The organism is Methanosarcina sp. WH1, from assembly GCF_000970005.1.
In the GTDB taxonomy this organism is placed as follows: Archaea; Halobacteriota; Methanosarcinia; order Methanosarcinales; family Methanosarcinaceae; genus Methanosarcina.
Map to the genome: position 1 here is coordinate 126177 of NZ_CP009504.1, position 19897 is coordinate 146073.

A 19897-nucleotide genomic window follows, 5' to 3' on the forward strand; every position below is an offset into this window, starting at 1 on the left:
AATTTTTATGAACTTAAAGAGATTTAACGCTGTAGCTCTGGCTATCTTTGTGATAACTTTAATCCTTGCGTTGGCAGGAACGTGTACTGCTGCGTCGGTTGAAATCAGGGGCATTCCTCTTGATACCGGGAGTACGGATTCTCAGAATATCTCGTGGGATTTCAGAACCTTCCCGGCTTTTGTCTTCAATGCAAATAAGTACAGTAATTGCGTTAGTGGGCCCGGAGAGCACCTTTATTTTGAGGACAAAGGAAACAGCTCTGCCCTAGGTAAAGATAATCCTGCAGCCAGCAAAATTGATTAGAGTGAACTCTTTTATACTACCAAACAGTTCCCTTCGAAGTATAAGGTGTTTTCCGAAGAAGAAAATGTAACAAAGGTGTCATTCTTTACATGATATATTTGTTTGGTAAACTCTACAGTACTATTGACAATGATGCAACGCATCTTGCTAAGATGCTGTACCAGCAGGATTAGAGCGACAAAAAACTCTCAAAGCGGGAGAGACCTGGGATATTGCAAGTGGGTACAGCCTTACTCTGAACGGAATTAATTTGATGGCAACAAATGCTATTTTTTGCTTTACAATAATGATATGGAACTGGATACTGCGGTAATTTCCATGGACGGCACCGTAGATTACAGGATATTTACTGCAGATGATGAATTCGGAGACAATACTTCACATATTTATATGAAGAAGCGTAAAACCCCTGAGTCTTTAGCTCAGGGGATATAAGCGTCAACTTCAACCCTGATTCCGTATGTAATATTCTGCCGCCTCTTTACTCACATTTCCGATAGTAAACGCAAAATAACCATCACTCCATAACGTATTCTCACCCCAATAATACTTTTTCATATATTCTTTTTGAGTTTTCCATAACCTGTTAGTATATTCTTGTTTCAATTTTCTGACAATTGACAAAACGCTAACTTTCGGCTCACTCTTAATCAAGAAATGAATATGGTCTTTGTCAGTTTCCATTTCAAGGATTTCAAAGTTAGACTCTTTTGAAATGTCAATCATAATCTGTTTGAGTTCTTCGCTAATTGGTTCAAGTATGACTTTTCGGTATTTGCAAACAAAAATAACATGATACATTAACAAAAATTTGCTATGATTCCGTGTTTCATACTTCGTATTTACCAAAAAGTACATGTGTTGTTAAAGCATATAATGCCTTTGTATGATGCAAGCGTTCAAATTTAGACTCTATCCTACAACTACACAAGCTATTCAATTGAATCAGCATATAGGTAGCTGTAGATTTGTCTATAATTGGGCACTTGACCAGAAAATTAAAACTTATGAGCAGACAGGGGAATCAATTTCCAGATTTGACTTAAACAAATTAATTCCTACTCTAAAGGCTTCTAATGAGTGGTTAGGAGAAGTTAACTCTCAATCATTACAGGGGATGACTAAGCAGGTTGAATCCGCTTTCACTAGATTCTTTAGAGAGAAAACAGGGTTTCCAAAGTTCAAATCAAAAAAGAATCCGATACAGTCTTTCCCTGTACCTCAACACTACACTGTAAACTTTGAAAATAATACTATCAAGCTTCCTAATATAGAACCAATTAAAGCAGTTCTTCACAGGAAGTTTGAAGGAGAGCCTAAAACGGCTACGGTATCAAGGACATGTAAAGGACATTACTACATCAGTATCCTTGTTGAAGATGGAAAAGAACTTCCAGTAAAGGAAGCTTTCACAGAATCAACAACAGTAGGAATTGATGTAGGTATCAAAGACTTTGCTGTCCTTTCAACAAGAGAAAAGGTTGAGAATCCAAAGTACTTGAAAAACTCTCTTAAAAGGCTCAAAGTATTACAGAAAAGAGTCTCAAGGAAACAGAAAGGTTCTAAGAACAGGGCAAAAGCTAAACGAAGACTTGCTGTACTCCATGACAAAATAACAAATCAGAGAAATGACTTCCAGAACAAACTCTCTTTTAGACTTGTTAGCGAAAACCAAGCTGTAGCTCTGGAAACTCTAAATGTTAAAGGCATGGTTAAGAATCATCACTTAGCACAGGCTATAAGTGATTCTGCGTGGAGTAGTTTTGTAATAAAGTTGGAATATAAGGCTCAATGGTTTGGAAAAACCGTCCTGAGAATAGGACAATTTGAACCCTCTTCTAAGCTATGTAGTGTGTGTGGATACCACAATAAAGAGCTTCAGCTAAAAGACAGAGAATGGATTTGTCCAGACTGTAAAACCAAACACGATAGAGACATTAATGCCGCTATCAATATCAAAAAATTCGCTCTCATAGATCAGAATCTAATTGGATTATGACACCGTAGGGACTACGGGGATGAGCTTGGGGACTTGCCCTCAATAGAGGGAGGAATGAACCAAGAAGCCACTCAGTCTTTAGCTGAGTGGTAGTTCACTTTGTTATCTTTGAGGACTCTGTTTTTGCAAGTGAAGATACCGATTTTGCAGTGTTCAAATACACCTGGCTGATAGATAAGGATAAACTTCTTTTCATCGAATCGGGGGACGAATTTGGTAATTTCGAAGTAGACCAGGCTTTTGAAAACCTGATAGTAATGTCAAATACCGACGCAATAACAATTAATGTCGATGCTGACAGGAAGACCAATATTACGGAAGAGTGGTATTTCAGGACCTCTGATGTGGGAAAAGGAAGCAATGGGGGATACGTGATCTACCCGGCAAAAACAGTCATTCTCGCAGAACAAAGTCCTGCAACTGCAGGAACCGAAACTGCGGGAACTGATACTTTTGAATAGGTTTTTGAATAGGTTTTTGAATAGGTTTTTGAATAGATTTTTGAATAGATTTTTTGATCCTATTAACTAACCTCCAGAAATCCAACAAACCAACCTCCAAAACACTAAATAGATTTTCTCATTACCAGTTATTCACTTCATGCCTTAATTTAGCATGAAAGTATATGAGGAGATCTTCCTCACGTACTCTCTCTTTCTTCATTTCTCGCAATTACATATATTTCACTCATTATTTTGATCCTTTCATCAACTGAGAATATCTCAGTCTCCACTATCTTTCTCTTTTGAATTTCCCCCTTTTTATATCCAGTTTCATCTTCATACATCTCCTCGTTTGTGATCAGATGCCATATAATTGTTGCAATTTTTCTTGCCAGGGCAATAATTGCCTTTGAATGCCCAATCGACTTCTTTTTTCTGTTGAAAAACTCTTTTAACCTGCTATTTTTTGTTCTTGCTGCTGCCTGAGCAATCTGTGTTAGAATCCACCTTGCTTCCTTAGATCCTCTCTTAGTGATTCTTCCGTTATGGTATTTATCCGCTGATTGGTACACATTCGGAACTATGCCAAGCCATGAAGCAAGCTTATCCCCTGAAGAAAAATCTTTGAAATCGCCTATTTCAGCAATAAGAGTTGCCGCTCCAAGTTCTCCTATTCCTGGAACAGACATTAAAATTTCCATTTCTTGCTTATGATTTTTATAAGCATAATTGAATATTTCTTTTTCCAAAATTTTGATTTCATTGTCAAGATGCTTTATGATATCCAGACAGATCTGAAGCCTGAATGCAGCACCTTGAGAGATTTCTCTGTCCAGAGTTTCCCTTATCTGATCACTTTTTTTACGAACATTTGGGGAAAGGCTTGCTATAATCTGGTCAACGCTTTTACCTGAACAAATTCCTGATAGAATTGCTCTACCACTCTTACCAAAAATATCTGTTAGCACATTCTTCAGATTAAACATTTCAGGTGCGAGTATGGCGTGAGCTTCATTTTTTATATCTGTTCTTTTTTGTACAAGGTTATGGCGAAGCCGGATACATGAACGAAATGTTCTATGGTTTTTTGGGAAAACTCTTGATGGTTGAATCATATTATTCAATGCAAGTTGTGCGATGAATTCGGAATCGATCTTATCTGTTTTTTTGTGTGTAAACGCCTTCATATCTCGGGCATTTCCAACTATAACAGGTAGATGTTTTATCAACGCATCATAAATCGGAACCCAAAAGTCACTCGTTGATTCACAGGCAACAACGTCACATTTATCTGATATAACCCAGTTTTTAAAAGCTAAAATTTCGTCAGGGGTTCTAGAGAAATATTGTTGCTGTTTTTCACCAGATCTACTGAGGATTGTAGCAATGAAAAAGAGTTTGTGAATGTCTAAACCACAAGCTTTGTTAATGACTTCAACCAATTTAGATCACCAAATTAGATCACCAAATTAATTTGGGCAGTAGAATTGCCTCAAAGGCCAATTTAGCATCCGTGATCAAAGTCACATTTGAGCCTTCGATGGCAATTCACTGGTTAGTTTTATCACGGCTTCAAAGAACCAAAATAAGTACAACCTTACTGCCCAAGAGAATGATGAGGTTGATAGGTAAAAAAGGTAAGGAAAAAAAAGTACTTTCATTTCTTTGTGCCTGTTATTCGAAGAATTTCATATGCGTTTTATCTAGCCATTCTTATCTGGCTATTCTTTTTATCTGACTATTTTAAGCTCAATAAGATGGCAATGGACGTTGAATCTATAAAAAAGAAGCCGATGAAAATTTATCGAAAATTATTCTGTTGACCCATTAAGCTTTGTGCTTCTCCTGAGTTCAGATTCTCTCATTTCTTTCTTTTACTTTTTTTATTGTTTTTTGGCAGTATAAATAAACAGGTACACGCCTAGTAAACAGGTACACGCCTAGTAAACAGGTACACGCCTAGTAAACAGGTACACGCCTAGTAAACAGGTACACGTCTGCACCTGAATTAACTGCTGTCCTTTTTAAAGGAATATGTCTTTTTGCCCTTTTTTTTCAGCTTAAAAAGTTTTTTCCGGGTTACCCTTTCCATGATTTCTTCCTCTTTCATGTGATGGTCGCTAAAAGAAAGTGTCCCTTCGGGCTTCAGGACGCGGTGCAATTCTTTCATAACAATTTCTGGCTTGTTCAGGGTATGATAGGTATCATAGAAAAGGACTATATCCAGGCTCTCGCCGGGCAAGCCGGTATCGTAATCGGAAAGTATAGTCTCTATGTTTTTCAGCTGTTTTATCGAAGTCAGGTGCCGGACCATCTCAACAGCAACCGGATTGATATCCAGGGCATAGACTTTTCCTGAAGGTCCCACCATTTCGGAAGCGTCACGGATATAGGAACCTGACCCGCAGCCATAATCCAGAATTTTGAAACCGGGCTTTATCCCTGCCTCTTCCAGGATTTTTCTGCGGGGGAAAAAAAAGTCCCGGAACTTGAAAATAAGGGTCCTTGCGTGAAATCGAAAATCAGAAGCTGGTTCTTCCGTGGTGTTTTCCTCCTTATGGTCAGTCCTTGATTCAGTAATGTTTCAGGTTTTTTTTTGCAGACGGTTTTTTTCTTCAAGCCTATTTTGAGATTGACATGCTTTATATTTTTCCTAAGGAAAGTTCTCATGATTTTTTTGTTCTATCAGATTTTTGTTCTATCAGATTTTTGTTCTATCAGATTTTTGTTCTATCAGATTTTTGTTCTATCAAATATTTGGATATATATATAATCAAAGTACAGCTTGATAATCAAAGTACAGCTCATTGGTCATCGGTTAAGGAATTTTCTTGCCCGAAAGCTATCTATTTTGTACCATAAATCGATCTCAAACTTTGCCCTCTTTACCTAAAATCGATACTTTACTCCAGCCTATATTATATTAAAATTTTAGATAACTGTTGTAGAAATAGGTGCAATTTATCATGATTCCTCACTTTACCGAAGACACATGAAGTACAGCTTGATAATCAAGGTGCTGCCTGAAGTAGCTATCTGGAGTTCAGTCTCCAGCTGTATAACTTTTATATTGAAGTGCAAAAACCTTAATCTAAAATCAGGAAATAGAATGTCTTAATAAAGTATCTAAATGAAGTAATTACACCTTATAATTGGCAGGAATGAAAGACAACCATGAAAGCCGCTTGTATCCAGATGAATATCTCGCTTTGTTCGAAACAGGAAAACCTTGAGCGTGCCCTCTCTCTGGCAGAAGAAGCAGTTTCAAAAGAAGCCGATCTGCTTGTCTTTCCGGAAGTTTTCTCAACCGGCTTTTGTTATGACCATATAGAAGAATTGGCTGAAACCGCCTCTGGTCCCACGCTTGAAGCTCTCCTCGACTTTTCCAGAGAACATGGCTGTATTCTTTCAGGCTCAATGATCGAAAAGAAAGAAAGGAAAGAAAGTGATGCAATATGTCTAGAAAAGAAAACTCCTTCTCAGTTCAATCTTGGTTTTTGCATCGAATCCGGAAAGCTAACTGGTATCCGTCGAAAAGTCCAGCTTTACGGCATGGAAAAGGAATATTTTGCTCCTGGGGACAGCATAGCTCCTATCAGGCTGCAGAAGTACGGGCTCTCCATAGGACTTTTAGTTTGCAATGAACTCCGATATCCGGAAGTTGCCCGAAAATTAGCCCTTGAGGGAGCAGATTTGCTGGTTTCAGTTGCCGATATCCCGGATTTTTATATATATCCTTGGCGAATTATGTCCCTTTCCCGTGCACTTGAAAACCAGCTGCCGCATATCGCCTGCACCAGGGTGGGGAAAGACAGGTATTCGACTTATCCTGGCGGCTCTTTTATTGTTGACGGCTGGGGGCGCATTCTGGCAGAGGCTGGTATGGAAGAGTGTGTTCTTCTTGGAGAAATTGATCTGGAAGAGGCAAAAGAAATCAGGCAAACTGGCTCTATTCTCGAAGATCGAAGGCCTGATCTGTATTAAATAATATTTTCTTATAGGGTAGTGGGCGAGACTGCGCCGAGGTGCAGGGTAGAAAGCTCCAATTCTTTATTCAGCAATCCCTGCCAGAAACCCAATAAAAAAGTAGTTAAAAAGGTAAACCCTGCCGGGTTACCCTTTAAGTTCCTTTTCAATTAGTTCGCGAGCAGTTTTCGCATCTGCCGTGCCTTTTGTCTTTTTCATTACCTGTCCTACAAGGAAGTTCAGGGACTTTTCTGCTCCTCCAAGGTAGTCCTGCACTGCTGCAGCGTTTTCTGCAATTGTTTCGGCAACAGCCCTGGTGACCATGTCATCTTCCGCTTTGAAAAGACCTTTTTCTTCGATGATCTGAGAGGGAGTTTTTTCCTCTGTCCCGTCCAGAATTGTGCGGATGACTTCAACTGCCGCCCGGTCACTTACCTTGCCTTCGGCAAAGAGGGTGACCAGTTCTACCATATCCAGGACCTTGAAGGAATTCTCGATCCCCGGGTCTTTTGCGTGGATGAAGCCGATTGTCTTGCCGTCGTAAGAAGAGATTGCAAGGTCGCGGTAGTTCAGTTCTCCCAGGAAAACGTCGGCTGTCCAGGTAGCGGCAGTCTTCGGGTCAACACCTGTTGCACAGACACTTTCATAGAAGTCGGCAAGCATGATCTTGGAAGTAAGGGACCTTGCATGCATATCAGTGATGCCGTACTGTTCCATGAAGCGTGCACGTTTGGCGTCAGGAAGTTCAGGCAGAGTCTCTTTAATTGCAGGAATCCAGCCAGTAACGCGCATGGGCATAAGGTCAGGTTCACGGAAGTAGCGGTAATCTTCTGCCTCTTCTTTTGTCCTCATCGAGATTGTTACTCCTCTGCCCTCATCAAAATGGCGGGTTTCCAGCATGATTTTACCGCCACGGCGGATCACGTTCTTCTGGCGCATAATCTCGTAGAGAAGAGCCCTTTCCACTCCTTTGTGGGAGGAGATGTTCTTTATCTCAACACGGGTGCCCCAGTAGACTGAAACGTTTGCATCGACACGCATAGCCCCTTCGAGATTTCCGTCAAAGACATCCAGGTATTCGAGGATGTTTCTGAACTTGTCAAGGAATCTTCTGGCCTCCTTGGGGCTCCTCATATCTGGCTCGGTAACGGTTTCAATCAGGGGCATGCCTGACCTATTGTAGTCTATAAGGACACCTTTGGACTTCTCGATGCTCCCTATATGTACAAGCTTTCCGGGGTCTTCTTCCATGTGAGCCCTTGTAATTCCGACTACATGTTCCCCGTCCTCTCCTTCGATCACAACCTTTCCCTTACTAACAATGGGAAAATCGTATTGAGTTACCTGGAAACCTTTGGGAAGGTCAGGGTAGAAGTAGTTCTTCCTGTGAAACTGGGTCTCTTCTGCAATTTCTCCTTCAAGAGCAAGTCCCACCTTAATTGCTGCTTCCACGGCTTTTTTGTTCAGTACCGGAAGTGTACCTGGAAGGCCAAGACAGACCGGACAGGTGTGGGTGTTGGGAGCTGCATTGTGGTAATCGGTAGAGCAGCCGCAGAACATTTTGGTCTTAAGTTTGTTGAGCTGGATGTGGATTTCAAGCCCGATCCTTATGCCGTCAGGGTTTTCATAGACCATTTACGCCACCTCCGGAGGTCTCTTTGTGTGGTAATCAGTATTCTGCTCAAAAGTATAAGCTGCACGCAGAACCGCGGGCTCATCAAAAGGCTTGCCCATTATCTGAAGCCCGATAGGCAGTCCATCAGTAAAGCCGCATGGTATGGAAATTGAAGGCACGCCTGCAAGGTTGATCGGACAGGTGTTTACGTCCGAGAGGTAGAGAGTCAGTGGATCTTCAATCTTTTCCCCAATCTTGAAAGCAGGGTTGGGCATGGTCGGAGCCATAAGCAGGTCAACTGCTGAAAGAGCCTTATCAAAGTCCTGTTTCACAAGTGTCCTTACCTTCAGGGCTTTGAGGTAGTACTTGTCATGATAACCTGCAGAAAGCGCATAGGTCCCCAGGAGAATTCTTCTCTTGACTTCGGTTCCAAAACCCTCGGCTCTGGTCTTTGAGACCATTGTGTGCCAGTTTTCGGCGCTTTCCCTGAACCCATAACGTGTTCCGTCGAAGCGGGCAAGGTTTGAGGAGGCTTCACTCATTGCAATGATATAGTACGAAGCAAGGGCGTATTTTATGTTGGGCATCGAGACCTCTTCCCAGGTCGCTCCGAGGCTCTCATATTTGTGTATAGCGTTCCATACGGCTTTTTCTACGTCCGGATGGATTCCTTCTCCGAAAAATTCCTTTGGAATACCTATTTTCAGCCCCTTCACATCGTTAACAAGAGCTTTCTGGTACCCAGTTTTACTATCAATGGAGGTGGAATCTCTTCGGTCGTAACCGGCTATAACATCCATCAGGACTGCTATATCTTCCACATTGTTTGCTAGAGGTCCTACCTGTTCAAGAGAGTTTGCATAAGCCACAACTCCGTACCTTGAAACTGCCCCATATGTTGGTTTAAGCCCTACAACACCACAGAAAGCTGCAGGACAGCGTACGGATCCTCCAGTGTCAGATCCCAGGGCAAAAGGGGCTTCTCCTGCCGCAACAACCGCTGCGCTGCCACCGGAAGATCCTCCAGGTACTCTTTCGAGGTCCCAGGGGTTTGCAGTCGGCCCGAAATGGCTGGTTTCCGTGGATGAGCCCATTGCAAACTCATCCATATTGGTTTTTCCAAGGACTATGGCTCCGGCAGCAAGAAGTTTTTCGATTACGTGAGCATTGAAAGGAGGAACGTAGCCTTCAAGAATTTTCGAGCCGCAGCTGTTTGTCAGCCCGACCACGGAAATGTTATCCTTGATTGCGATTGGAACTCCTGCAAGGGGACCCTCATGCCCTTCAACATCGATCTTTTTTGCCTGCTCAAGGGCTTTATCGGAAACTGTTACATAACCATTGATTTTGCTCTTTCCGATAGCTTCGAGGTATCTGGCTGTTACTTCTTCGACTGAGCTTTCTTTGATCTTCTCTTTAACCTGTGCAACACTCATCCATTTTGCCATCAAAACATCTCCTCAGCCGATCTTCGGGACCCTGAAAGCCCCGTCCTGTTTGTGTTCGGTGTTTGCAAGAACGGTTTCTTGCGGGAGGCATTCTTCAACCACATCTTCCCTGAATACATTATAGATCTCAGCAACATGGTATGTGGGAGCAACATCTTCGGTCGGCACCTCATCGAGCTGCCCGAAGTACTCCAAAACTGAATTAAGTTTTTCCATATATTCGACTGTTTCCTGCTCATTGATCTCAATGCGGGCAAGCCAGCCGATGTGTTCTACATCCTCTTTTGTGATCATTAAAATTCCTCAAAAATAGAATAATCCTGAATAAAATGTCGTTAATTATGCATACTAGAAACAGTTTATGAAATAAATATATTCTTCCTATCTCATCTTGGGGGGTATGCTGGGAAGTATTTTTTAATATAATTTGGTGTAAATATTCTCTTTTTTCAGATCGAATTGAAATACTGATAATCATTCAGTTACCATTACTCCTTATTTATTCTTCTGCTACACTCAATGCTAATTATTTTCATACTGGCTAGAAATACGCCTGGAAATACACCTGGAAATACGCCTGGAAATACGCCTGGAAATACGCCTGGAAATATGCCTGGAAATATGCCTGGAAATATGCCTGGAAATATGCCTGGAAATATGCCTGTGGCAATATTCTGCAAATTCATATCTGCAAATTTATTGATTCTTCCATCTACGTAGATCAGCTTTAGAAAATCTCATGAAATTCCCCTGAAATCCCAAAGATTCCAAATATTCGGGAACAAGGTGAATAAGTGATAATAAATAGAGTAGCAGTGGATCAATTTAGTGAGACTCTTCAAAAAGCAAAGAACGATCTTCAAAAGCTAACAAAGTGATTGAGTTTGAAGGAAACTGGGAGATTGGCAAAACAGGACCTCAATTTTTCCACAAATATAATATTTGAAAGAGGAAGGGAGTACTTGATCCTATCTGAATGAGGGGGAAGTACTTGATCCTATCTGAATGAGGGGGAAGTACTTGATCCTATCTGAATGAGGAGGAGAGTACTTGATCCAATCGGATGAACCTGTAGCACTCGGAGGCGGTGCAACTGCTCCCAATCCTGTTCAGTATGAAGAAATCGATAATTCACTGAAATCGCAAAGCAGCGTTGTCCATGTTATTACTGTTTGACCACTGCAATTATCCCCTAAACTCTTATCTGTGGCTATATCCAATTTCGGGGCATATATTTTTTCTGCTTAAGATGACTGCCTTTTCATTTTGGATTTTTACACTTTCTGCCTCATATGCAATGCATACATCTGGACCTTTTTCATCTTTGCCAGGTTGAGTACTTTTTCGAGTTCTTCGTCGGTGAGGTGTCGGGCTTCGATGTAACCGTTGTCTACGGCTTCGTTGAAGATCTCGTAACCTATGGCTGAACGGGTGAGGACTGTGGTCCAGCCCTGGGGGCTGCCGACTCCGCCAAAGGAGATGTCCGCATTTTCAGAGGCTAGGTCTGTGCAGAACTGGCAGGATGAACTCCTGTATTCATCGAAATCGCTGAGTTCTAAGACGTGTTCTTTTCCGTTTTTCAGTGTAACTTCGAACTTTCCTTTTCGGATTTTCATGGCCTCTACATTTTCTAGCGTGATCCCATAAATTTCCAGCACTGCCTTGATCCCTTCATAGGCGAAGGTGTCCATGCAGAAGAGTCCCAGTTTCAGAATTTTTGCCCGCATGAAGAGATGTAGTAAGCCGTATGAGCTTTTCTGCATCTTTGTGACGGCGTCGATGTTGCAGCTCGTTCCCACAAAGGCGATACTCTGCTTTCCCTGCTTGATTGCGCTCATCAGGGCTTCAAGAGTCATTGAGTGGGAGTAGATGCTTCCTCCGCTCTCAAGAATCTCCTCCCTGGTTGTTGCTACTTTGGGTATGGGTTTCCAGGGTTCTTCCTTTGAGCGGGCTGTGACGACAGCGCAATCTATCAGTCCCTCGTCCAGTGCATATAGAAGGAAAGAGGTCACAGCTCCGCCGTCCTGCCTCTTTATTTCGGGAATTGCAGACTTTGCGGCGTAGGCATATCGGAAGCTCCCGATTAGCCCTTCTTCTGTGGTGATTGTCCTTGGGCACTGGTAATAGCAGACCCCACAGGCTTTGCAGGGGCCGACCAGTTTTGGCGCACCGTTCTCAATGGTTATGTACTCACAGTTTGCTGCACAGGCTCCGCAGAGGGTGCAAATTCCTGGTTTTATGATGTCTTTTTTCAGTTTTCCAAAGGAAATCTTTTCCTTTTCACTCAGGTTTCGCTTGAGCCGGATGACACTCTTTTCCAGTACATCGAACTTCTGCTTGCATTCGGTACTGCAGAAATAGTAATGTTTTCCCCCGTAATCCGAAAAGTATTCAGTATCGTCAGATATAATTTTCTTGCAAATAGGATCTAGCGGCATTAAAGGTCTCCGATGATTATTATTTCCGAATCTCAGGAAACGCTACATGCGTCATTCCTGAAAGAAAATATATTAATCAGTTCTTCATTATCTAATTATTATATTTCATAAGTGTGTACTAGTCATGCGCGTTATTATAATCATGCTCTTTATAATTTATGCTCTTTATAATTATGTGCTCTAATTTATTCTTATAGGTAAATAATTTAGGCTTGATTGAAAACGTTTCTTTGAAGTGGGAATATTTTGTAGAAATTGCCATTAAGGGATAAATGAAAAGGTACCACATCAAGAGAGATTAATGATAAGGTACATGACAAAAATGATACCCGAAGATAAGTGAATACAATAAAAAATGGATACAAAAACAATTGATAAGGATAGTCGAATAGGGATAAAAATAAATTATAGTTGTGAAAACCAGCGCTGATGGATCAGTTATGATAAGACTTAAATAAACTGGCACTTTGAAGTGTTTTAGCAAAGATTATTATAGACTTTGATTAATACCTTCCTAAAACTTCAGGTAAATTGTGTTCTTGTCATATCTCTTTATCATATCCTGAAGATACATACCTCCTGAATATTCCCATATTCAAAACATCCGGTTTCTAATTGCCGTATCCAATTCATTTATGTTAGACTCGACCAGATTTAAATAGTGTTTAAGTTAGTTTGAGTCAGTTTCGAATCATTTATGTTAGACTCGACCAGATTTAAATAGTGTTTAAGTTAGTTTGAGTCAGTTTCGAATCAGTTTGAATTACCTTTGATTAAACTGTAAAAAGCAATTAATCTCTAAAATGAAATTTATTATTACATTCTATGTACAAGTTCAATTGAATTAGATTTCGGCAGTTCAACTGTACCGGATGCAGATTCAATTGAAACTATGTACAGATCCTCAGGAAGGGATAAAAATGGCTCTGAAACCCAGAATTGCAGAATCTCCTCAGGTTCGTTTGATTGACCTCAAGTCAAAACCATTCTTTATCGTAGCTTCGGTAGAAGTAGGAAATACCACCACCAAATCTATCCTTACAGCCGTCAATATGGAAACTGGAAGGACCCACATCATAAACAAGGTCTTGCGCATGACCCGAGATGTCCGTCCTCCAAAACCCGGAGAAACCGTGTTTGGAAAGACACTTACAGGTGTGGAACTTACGCGCGAAGCCGTTGCAGAACTGGTGAGTAGCACTCTAACCGAAGCCATGGAAAAAGCCAACCTGGACATAAAGACTGACCTTCATTTTGTGGTGCGCTCTACGGGTGTCGTTGCAGGCTTTGACAGTCCGGAGGAAGTGGGTGAATTTGTCAAAGCCCTGGCAGAAGGGTGTCTACTGGGAGGTGTCCCTCCAAAGAACATGACTCCTCCAATGTCCATCTCGAATATTTCTAAAAAACTCCAGAAATACAGTAACCTGGAAAAAGTTGTCTTTGATGGGGCTGTAGCTGGGGTTACGCCTCCGATTGGTTCTACAGGGGTTGAAATTGTTGCAAACGAAATGGAGGGAGAGCTTGCAACAGCAGGAATAAAGGAAGCGGCTAAACTGACTGATGTTGATTTCAGGAACCCCTGCATCTCAATCGACTTCGGGACGACCCTTGACGGAAGGATCACAAGCCAGGACCAGCCATATGCAAAAACAATTGGAAACTTCTGCGGTTATGCAGGTGCAATTCCTGATGCCATTATCCGGGGTTCGAAAATCGTTGATTCTAAGTTAGGAACCGCTCTGGAAGCTTTTGAGAACCAGAAGCCGCCTTCTTTCCTCACTCTGAAGATGAAGGCTAAAGCTATCGAAGATTATGCGAGGCGCATTCATGAGCTCATAATCATTGAAAAAGTTCCAAAGGATAGAATGAGGTACGGCAGTGTTCCTGTAAGGCCGGATGCAGCCGAGGAGATAGGTGTAACGCTTATCGGATGCGATGTAGGAGCAAACGGTTCAGATATGGGAAAGCTGAGTGCAATAGGCCTGGAGATCTGCAAAAGTCATGGTCTTCCGATTGTTTATGCTGTCATTGATGAGGTAATGGCTGGAGTGGTGTGCAGGCTCATAGGGGTCGCAAAAAAAGAAGGGCTCATTTTTGAAGATACAACTTTTGGAATTACAGGCAGGGCCGGGATTACCGGGAACAAGCCTAAATTAATCCTGAGCTGCCTGGAAAAAATGAACCTCGCTCCTAAAATCGATGAGAGAGTGGTCTTTGTGGATGACGGGCTTGCCAGAGGTGCGGCTGTTATGGCGCGCTGCATGAACTCCCTTGGTACACCGCAAAAACCGCTTGGTGGCAGACACGGCGGAAAATGTATTCTTGCGCAGCGGATAAAAATGCAGAAGAGGTAACGAAATGCAAAGTCAACGAAGAAATTTATCGGTAAAATAAAAAATGATTTGTAACTATTCAGCCACTGATAAAAAAGTATGTTTTTTCAGCAAAATGCTGAAATTCTCAGAATAATAGCGGCGCTCCTTTGAGCGCCGCGAGAATACCGTCTATAACAGGTAAATCGTTCTTTTTAATGGTTGAGATATAAGCTCTAATTCTGCAGAAAGCTTCCGCTCCTTGTATAGTTCTGAAAGTTCCTGATATTTTCTGCTGTAATTTCATCATCCTTATGTCTCTTTCTGCTTGGTTATTCTCAAACGGAACTCTCAAGTCATTGAGGAATCTCAGGATCTGTTTTTTGTTTTCTATAAACCTGTCAAGTAGGTTCCTTGCTTTTGTTTTTGGATTTTTACCACGTTTTCCTTGTTTTTCAGGGTTTAGAGAAGGTGGATTTTCTTCAATCCCTTTCATGACTACAGCATCGAACCTTTCTTCTAACACTTTAATTTGCTCAAAGTCCAGATCTTTGACCTGCTCTTTACACTCATCAGTATACTTTTTCATTTCTGTTAACAGTTCATTCATCTCTTTAGCCCATTGCTGTTTATAGTTCTCCTCAATTCCAGTAAGTTCTCTCTGGAGATGAGCATTGCAAAGAGCATGATCACATTCATAACTGTTATAGGGTTTCCATCCGTCATGAACTGCTATTCCTTTAAACTCTGGAAGAATTCCCATGGCATTAATTGCTTCTGATCCTCTTTTTGAGTGAGCAAAATAACAGGTGTATTTGTCATTAGAAGCTACATGAAGCCAATGCCTTTTTCCTTCATTTTCATCCCAGTTTCATCACAATGGATTACAGGAAAGTTATTAACCTCTCCTGACTCACATTTTCAAACTCCTCTAAATTCCGGAAGCATTCTTTTTCTGCTCTGATTATCGTAGCAGAACAGATTTTTATCCCCATAACGTCATCAAAAAACTCTAAAATCCTTTTGTAGGGAATAAACTGGTAGTTTTTACAGTAAATTGCTGAAGCTAAAATATTAGGACCATACTGGACGGGATATTTCACAGATTCTGGAAAAGAAGCTTTATTTGATTTTCCACAGTGAGTACAGGTCTTAATCTGACTTCGATGTTCCGTAACAATTAGATTTACAGGAGGAATATCAAAAATTTGTCTTCTCTCATAAGCTTCAACTTCAACATCCTCAAGAGTATGTCCACATTCTTTGCAGCAGGTCAAAGAATGTTCAATTACCTAATCAGGATCATTAACCATATCAAGAGTTGTGCCTGGATGACCTTCTTGACCTCCAGGTTTCTTCCCACTCTTTTTCCGGAGACTCTTGGGATTAGGTTTTTCTTTGACTAAAAAATCAGTAGAAGGAGGTTTACTGCTGTTTCTGCTATTTTGATTTAAGCGAGATTCTAAAATCCTTACACGTTCTTCTAGTTCAGCAATTCGAATAGCTTGTTCTTCTATGATAGTTTCAAGTCTCTGGATTACAGAAATTACAGCTTCAGGACCAGCTTCATAGATAACGAGGATCTCTTCACGTGTAAGCATAATAACGAAACAAAATAGGATTCAATTTATATGCAATTTTTCCTCGAAAAGAGGAAAAATTGTAGCCTTTCAAAGGCTACCTGAATTGTTACAATGATTTTTGAGTAAAAAGTAAAGGCGGGAAGAATTACCCTCCTGCCCCTCCTCCTCCTCCAATTTTTTCAAGATCGAAGCTTTGAGCTACTTCTCTATCTTTCCTGAACCTTTCTTCCAGTTCCTCGACAGTATACTCCCTTTCTTCTCTCTTTTCTGTGGGTCTGATATCCGTAAATTCCAGGGTTTCTTCTCTATACCAGAGGTCGGTACTTTCGAGCAGGACCCAGACTTTTCCCTGGTCGTCCTTTTTGATCTCGTTAACCCTGCTAACGGTATCGCTATTTACGTATTTGACCGCATCTCCCACTCTGATGGTCTTTTTGTTGCGCCCTACTGCTATTATTTCTTCAGCATCAGCCATGCTTTCACCTCGAGAGCTTCCAGGACGCTGGCATTTTAGGCCCTGCAAGTCTATTCCTTCTTTAATAGCTTATAATAGGTTATTCCGGTCCTTTAATAAAGTTTATGTGGTCTCACCGTAAATGACTCCAAAAAAAGCCCTGAAATACTTAATTGAGGCTTCAAAATTTGATACATAAAAAAAGAATTTAAAGTTTGCTGATTTCTCAAAATCAGTTACCTTCTTTCGTAAAACCTCATCAGGAGCCCCTGAGTATTTTAGCTCAGGGGTAGTTGACTAGTTCGGGCTTTTTACTGATTGATTTCACTCCTGAGTTCTCCCATGAGAGCCACCCTCTCAGCAAATGCATTGTGCCTGTGTATGCTCTCTTCATTAATCTGTTTGATAGTGATTACCGCATTATCGGGAAGGTTCGGGAACTCTTTTACAACATTGTCTGCCATTGTCCTTACACAATCTTCCACAAACTTCGGGTTCATGTGTGCGGTTTCCACAACAACTTTTTCGTCCGAGCGTTTCAGAACCTCATAGATGCTTGAACTCATAGAGCGTTCTATTATCTTGATTATATTCTCAAGGGAAACGTCAAAGTCGTGAGCTACCTTGATTGAGATAATGCCTCTTCCGCGCTGGTTATGGGTAGCCATTGGCACTTTTTCCAGGAATTTTATAATTGTATCCCTGTCAACCCCAAGATTGGCAAGCTCGTTTGCAGCCTTATCTCTCATTATCTCCTGAGCGCAGGGACAGGCAGTCATTCCAACCACTTCAGCTCCGATGAGTTTTTTCACATCAAAGTAGTTTTTGTCGCCGTCACCTCTTACAGCCGAAGCTTCGGCAAAGATATTCACGACTTCCTGACACTTGATTCCTGTTGAGGGGGAGGCGCGCCTTATCATATATTCGCTTTTCATCCTTACTTCAGCCTGATTTGCATATTCATGGCGGCCAAGCAGGTTATGTGCAATATCGCTGCACAGTTGTTCTATTTCATATACCGGTGTGCTGAGAATCTTTTCCAGTACCTCGTTTACAGCTTCAAAGTTTCTTGAAAGGTTTGCTCCCTTACGGTCTGAAGGCAGGTCAACAAAGACATCAAAAGTTGAAATCAGCACTATCGGACGTTTGTCCTTTCGTTTGATTTCAACCAGCTTTTTCATGTTTGTTACCCCAACACGGGTGAGGTTGATAGCTATGTTTGGTTTGCTGGCTTGGACGTCCGGGAGGTTGAAAGTACACTGTTCCATGTTTAACCAGATCCGTGAAAAGATGAGTTTGTTTTTGATTTAGAAAATTAATCCTTAACAAATACATAATAAATCTTTAACAAATACATAATTTTATTATATGCATTTGGAAAAATATAGTGACCATAAGAAGTAATAGCATGTAAAGTTTGTGCTTTCCAGGCTTTTTTTCCAAATGTACAATATAATATCTTTTTCAAAAGTATCTAAAAACCCTTTCCTGAATACTATTTCAGGTCATATTTTTAACAATGAGTAAATATTTAAACATTTCCCATTTTGACAACAATCTCTAAAAATTTAGTGTATATACCCTGCACAGATTAAGGGCTATTTTGCATAAACCAATAACTATAGGCAACATTCTGAAGAAAGATTTTATATACTTTAAAAATTAATCAGTGTCTAGCAATACAATTTGCGAGGTGACCTTTATGTCCAACACAAGAAATTTTGTTTTACGAGACGAAGAAGGCAATGAGCATGGTGTTTTCACTGGAAAACAGCCTCGGCAGGCTGCCTTGAAAGCTGCAAACCGGGGTGCCGGTACAAAATCCAAACCGGATGTCATCCGCCTCAGAGAACGCGGGACAAAGAAGGTGCACGTTTTCAAGGCATGGAAGGAACTTGTCGCAGCCCCCAAAAACAGGCCTGACTGGATGCCGGAGAAAATCAGCAAGCCCTTTGTCAAGAAAGAAAAGATCGAAAAAATCGAGTAAACCTGTATTTCTCACATACCCTGAAAACCGGGGTTCTTTCTTTTTCTTTTTGATATCCATATGCAGAATTAGCCTGGGCAGTTCTTTAATTTTATACTATCCGGGCTGGCTTATTTCTATAATTCCTATGTGTTATTCCTATGTGTTATTCCTATGTGTTATTCCTATGTGTTTGTAAATTTTTAATGAAATTTGGATATATTTTCTTTTTTTACAGAATTTCTCTGAGCTATAACCTGTATGGTTTAACGATAAGTTTAAAAAGAGATTTTCTGATTCCTAAATGATGGAACTCAAAAGAGAGAATGTGCTTATTGAAGCCCTGCCTTATATGCAGGAGTTCTGTGATTCAATCATGGTTATCAAAGTGGGTGGAAACGCAATGATCAGCGTCCAGATCATGGAAGATATCATAAAAGATATTGTCCTCCTGCGTTATGTGGGAATCAAACCTGTTATCGTGCATGGTGGCGGACCTGAAATAACTGAAAAAATGGAACGTATGGGCAAGAAGGCTGAGTTTTTCCAGGGACTTCGCATTACAGATGATGAAACTATGGAAATTGCAAGGATGGTTCTTGTCGGAAATATCAATACTAAAATTGTATCCCTTATCGGAATGTTCGGCGGCAAAGGGGTTGGATTTACAGGCTACGACGGAAGAATGATCCTTGGTCATAAACAGGCTGCAAAACGTGTACTTATCGACGGTGTGGAAACTGAAGTGGATATAGGCTGGGTCGGGGAAAGTGAGGTCATAAACCCGGAAATTCTCCATATAATGCTTGAAAAAGGCTATATTCCTGTAATCTCTCCGATTGCTGTGGATGCAAAAGGTAATGCCCTAAATATCAATGCTGATACGGTTGCAGGAGACATTGCAGCGTCTTTGCATGCTAAAAAATTGATACTTATGACCGATGTTTCAGGTCTCCTGAGAGATATTAAAGATCTGAGCAGCCGCATTTCCCGCGTAAATCTGGATGAAATTGATTCCCTTATTGAGGAAGAAGTTATCAGGGGAGGCATGATCCCCAAAATCAAAGGTGCTGCGGTTGCGGTTAAAAGTGGGGTAGAAAAGGCACATATCATAAATGGGAGCGTTTCCCACTCCATGCTTCTTGAGCTCTTCACAGACGGTGGAGTCGGGACAATGATATACGGATCGGCCCAATCGCCGGAGTAACTACGGGTTACCAGTGGCCTTTAACTCTTGGAGTGTGGGGGCACGAGAAGCTACCTTCTTCGGAGTACATCAGCCCAATGGGTGGGGATAGTTATCTTCTAACAAAAGAAAGACTTCGGGATGAGGGCAGCCATGGATTTACTCCTTATGCTTTCATGGATT

The 19897-nt window shown here is 41.2% G+C and carries 19 protein-coding genes and 1 pseudogene; 9 read left to right on the forward strand and 11 right to left on the reverse strand.

The genetic code is table 11. The annotated features are described in order from the left end of the window. The first annotated feature begins 7 nt into the window (after positions 1-7). The gene (locus tag MSWH1_RS00555; RefSeq protein ID WP_048125143.1) at positions 8-304 is read left to right on the forward strand and encodes a hypothetical protein; all 297 of its coding nucleotides are present in this window, start codon (positions 8-10) and stop codon (positions 302-304) included. Positions 305-577: 273 nt separating this feature from the next. Further along, positions 578-739 (forward strand): hypothetical protein, encoded by a 162-nt coding sequence (locus MSWH1_RS18660; protein ID WP_197074608.1) that lies wholly within the window; start codon positions 578-580, stop codon positions 737-739. A 9-nt stretch (positions 740-748) separates the two neighbouring features. Here MSWH1_RS18660 and tnpA read toward each other — a convergent pair whose 3' ends face one another. Continuing rightward, complete coding sequence (tnpA, locus tag MSWH1_RS00560; protein ID WP_048125145.1) at positions 749-1162, reverse strand: IS200/IS605 family transposase; 414 nt, start codon at positions 1160-1162, stop codon at positions 749-751. 28 nt (positions 1163-1190) lie between these two features. Between tnpA and tnpB the strand changes: the two genes are divergently transcribed. Together tnpB and MSWH1_RS00570 are read left to right on the forward strand one after the other, a co-directional pair. Beyond that, entirely contained in the window at positions 1191-2303 is a 1113-nt protein-coding gene (tnpB, locus tag MSWH1_RS00565; RefSeq protein WP_048125147.1) for an IS200/IS605 family element RNA-guided endonuclease TnpB, read from the forward strand. 86 nt (positions 2304-2389) lie between these two features. After that, on the forward strand, positions 2390-2764 hold the full coding sequence (locus tag MSWH1_RS00570) for an S-layer protein domain-containing protein (RefSeq protein WP_048125149.1): 375 nt from the start codon (positions 2390-2392) through the stop codon (positions 2762-2764). A 179-nt stretch (positions 2765-2943) separates the two neighbouring features. Here MSWH1_RS00570 and MSWH1_RS00575 read toward each other — a convergent pair whose 3' ends face one another. Then, positions 2944-4188: an IS110 family transposase gene (locus MSWH1_RS00575; protein ID WP_048125153.1), complete on the reverse strand. Its 1245-nt coding sequence runs from the start codon at positions 4186-4188 to the stop codon at positions 2944-2946. Between the two features lie 566 nt (positions 4189-4754). After that, positions 4755-5327 carry a class I SAM-dependent methyltransferase gene (locus MSWH1_RS00580; protein ID WP_048125154.1) on the reverse strand — a complete coding sequence of 191 codons (573 nt, stop codon included), beginning with the start codon at positions 5325-5327 and terminating at the stop codon, positions 4755-4757. Between the two features lie 593 nt (positions 5328-5920). Here MSWH1_RS00580 and MSWH1_RS00585 point away from each other — a divergent pair. Further along, positions 5921-6730, forward strand: a complete 810-nt coding sequence (locus MSWH1_RS00585) for a carbon-nitrogen hydrolase family protein (protein WP_048125156.1) — start codon at positions 5921-5923, stop codon at positions 6728-6730. Between the two features lie 129 nt (positions 6731-6859). On the opposite strand, the gene gatB is transcribed toward MSWH1_RS00585, so the two are convergent. From gatB to MSWH1_RS19530, 4 genes are all read right to left on the reverse strand, one after another. Next, on the reverse strand, positions 6860-8347 hold the full coding sequence (gene gatB / locus MSWH1_RS00590; protein ID WP_048125161.1) for an Asp-tRNA(Asn)/Glu-tRNA(Gln) amidotransferase subunit GatB: 1488 nt from the start codon (positions 8345-8347) through the stop codon (positions 6860-6862). Continuing rightward, complete coding sequence (gene gatA, locus MSWH1_RS00595) at positions 8348-9775, reverse strand: Asp-tRNA(Asn)/Glu-tRNA(Gln) amidotransferase subunit GatA (RefSeq protein WP_048125163.1); 1428 nt, start codon at positions 9773-9775, stop codon at positions 8348-8350. A 12-nt stretch (positions 9776-9787) separates the two neighbouring features. Next, positions 9788-10069 carry an Asp-tRNA(Asn)/Glu-tRNA(Gln) amidotransferase subunit GatC gene (gene gatC, locus MSWH1_RS00600; protein ID WP_048125165.1) on the reverse strand — a complete coding sequence of 94 codons (282 nt, stop codon included), beginning with the start codon at positions 10067-10069 and terminating at the stop codon, positions 9788-9790. A gap of 194 nt (positions 10070-10263) precedes the next feature. Next, positions 10264-10455 carry a hypothetical protein gene (locus tag MSWH1_RS19530; RefSeq protein WP_197074609.1) on the reverse strand — a complete coding sequence of 64 codons (192 nt, stop codon included), beginning with the start codon at positions 10453-10455 and terminating at the stop codon, positions 10264-10266. Positions 10456-10825: 370 nt separating this feature from the next. Here MSWH1_RS19530 and MSWH1_RS20430 point away from each other — a divergent pair, with 370 nt between their 5' ends. After that, entirely contained in the window at positions 10826-10951 is a 126-nt protein-coding gene (locus tag MSWH1_RS20430) for a hypothetical protein (RefSeq protein ID WP_255350475.1), read from the forward strand. Between the two features lie 98 nt (positions 10952-11049). On the opposite strand, the gene MSWH1_RS00610 is transcribed toward MSWH1_RS20430, so the two are convergent. After that, positions 11050-12213 carry a Coenzyme F420 hydrogenase/dehydrogenase, beta subunit C-terminal domain gene (locus tag MSWH1_RS00610; RefSeq protein WP_048125168.1) on the reverse strand — a complete coding sequence of 388 codons (1164 nt, stop codon included), beginning with the start codon at positions 12211-12213 and terminating at the stop codon, positions 11050-11052. A 920-nt stretch (positions 12214-13133) separates the two neighbouring features. Between MSWH1_RS00610 and MSWH1_RS00615 the strand changes: the two genes are divergently transcribed. Next, positions 13134-14567, forward strand: coding sequence for a methanogenesis marker 14 protein (locus tag MSWH1_RS00615; RefSeq protein ID WP_048125170.1), 1434 nt, complete (start codon positions 13134-13136; stop codon positions 14565-14567). A 106-nt stretch (positions 14568-14673) separates the two neighbouring features. Here MSWH1_RS00615 and tnpC read toward each other — a convergent pair. From tnpC to mptA, 3 genes and pseudogenes are all read right to left on the reverse strand, one after another. Further along, a pseudogene (gene tnpC / locus MSWH1_RS00620) lies at positions 14674-16126 on the reverse strand (IS66 family transposase). A gap of 127 nt (positions 16127-16253) precedes the next feature. Further along, positions 16254-16583: a DUF2098 domain-containing protein gene (locus tag MSWH1_RS00630; RefSeq protein WP_048125174.1), complete on the reverse strand. Its 330-nt coding sequence runs from the start codon at positions 16581-16583 to the stop codon at positions 16254-16256. A 290-nt stretch (positions 16584-16873) separates the two neighbouring features. Further along, a complete protein-coding gene (gene mptA / locus MSWH1_RS00635) occupies positions 16874-17830 on the reverse strand; it encodes a GTP cyclohydrolase MptA (protein ID WP_048125176.1) in 957 nt (318 codons plus the stop codon). 434 nt (positions 17831-18264) lie between these two features. On the opposite strand from mptA, the gene MSWH1_RS00640 reads away from it, so the two are divergent. Together MSWH1_RS00640 and argB are read left to right on the forward strand one after the other, a co-directional pair. Further along, the gene (locus tag MSWH1_RS00640) at positions 18265-18549 is read left to right on the forward strand and encodes a non-histone chromosomal MC1 family protein (protein ID WP_048125178.1); all 285 of its coding nucleotides are present in this window, start codon (positions 18265-18267) and stop codon (positions 18547-18549) included. Between the two features lie 286 nt (positions 18550-18835). Beyond that, entirely contained in the window at positions 18836-19735 is a 900-nt protein-coding gene (argB, locus tag MSWH1_RS00645) for an acetylglutamate kinase (protein ID WP_048130134.1), read from the forward strand. Positions 19736-19897 lie beyond the last annotated feature (162 nt).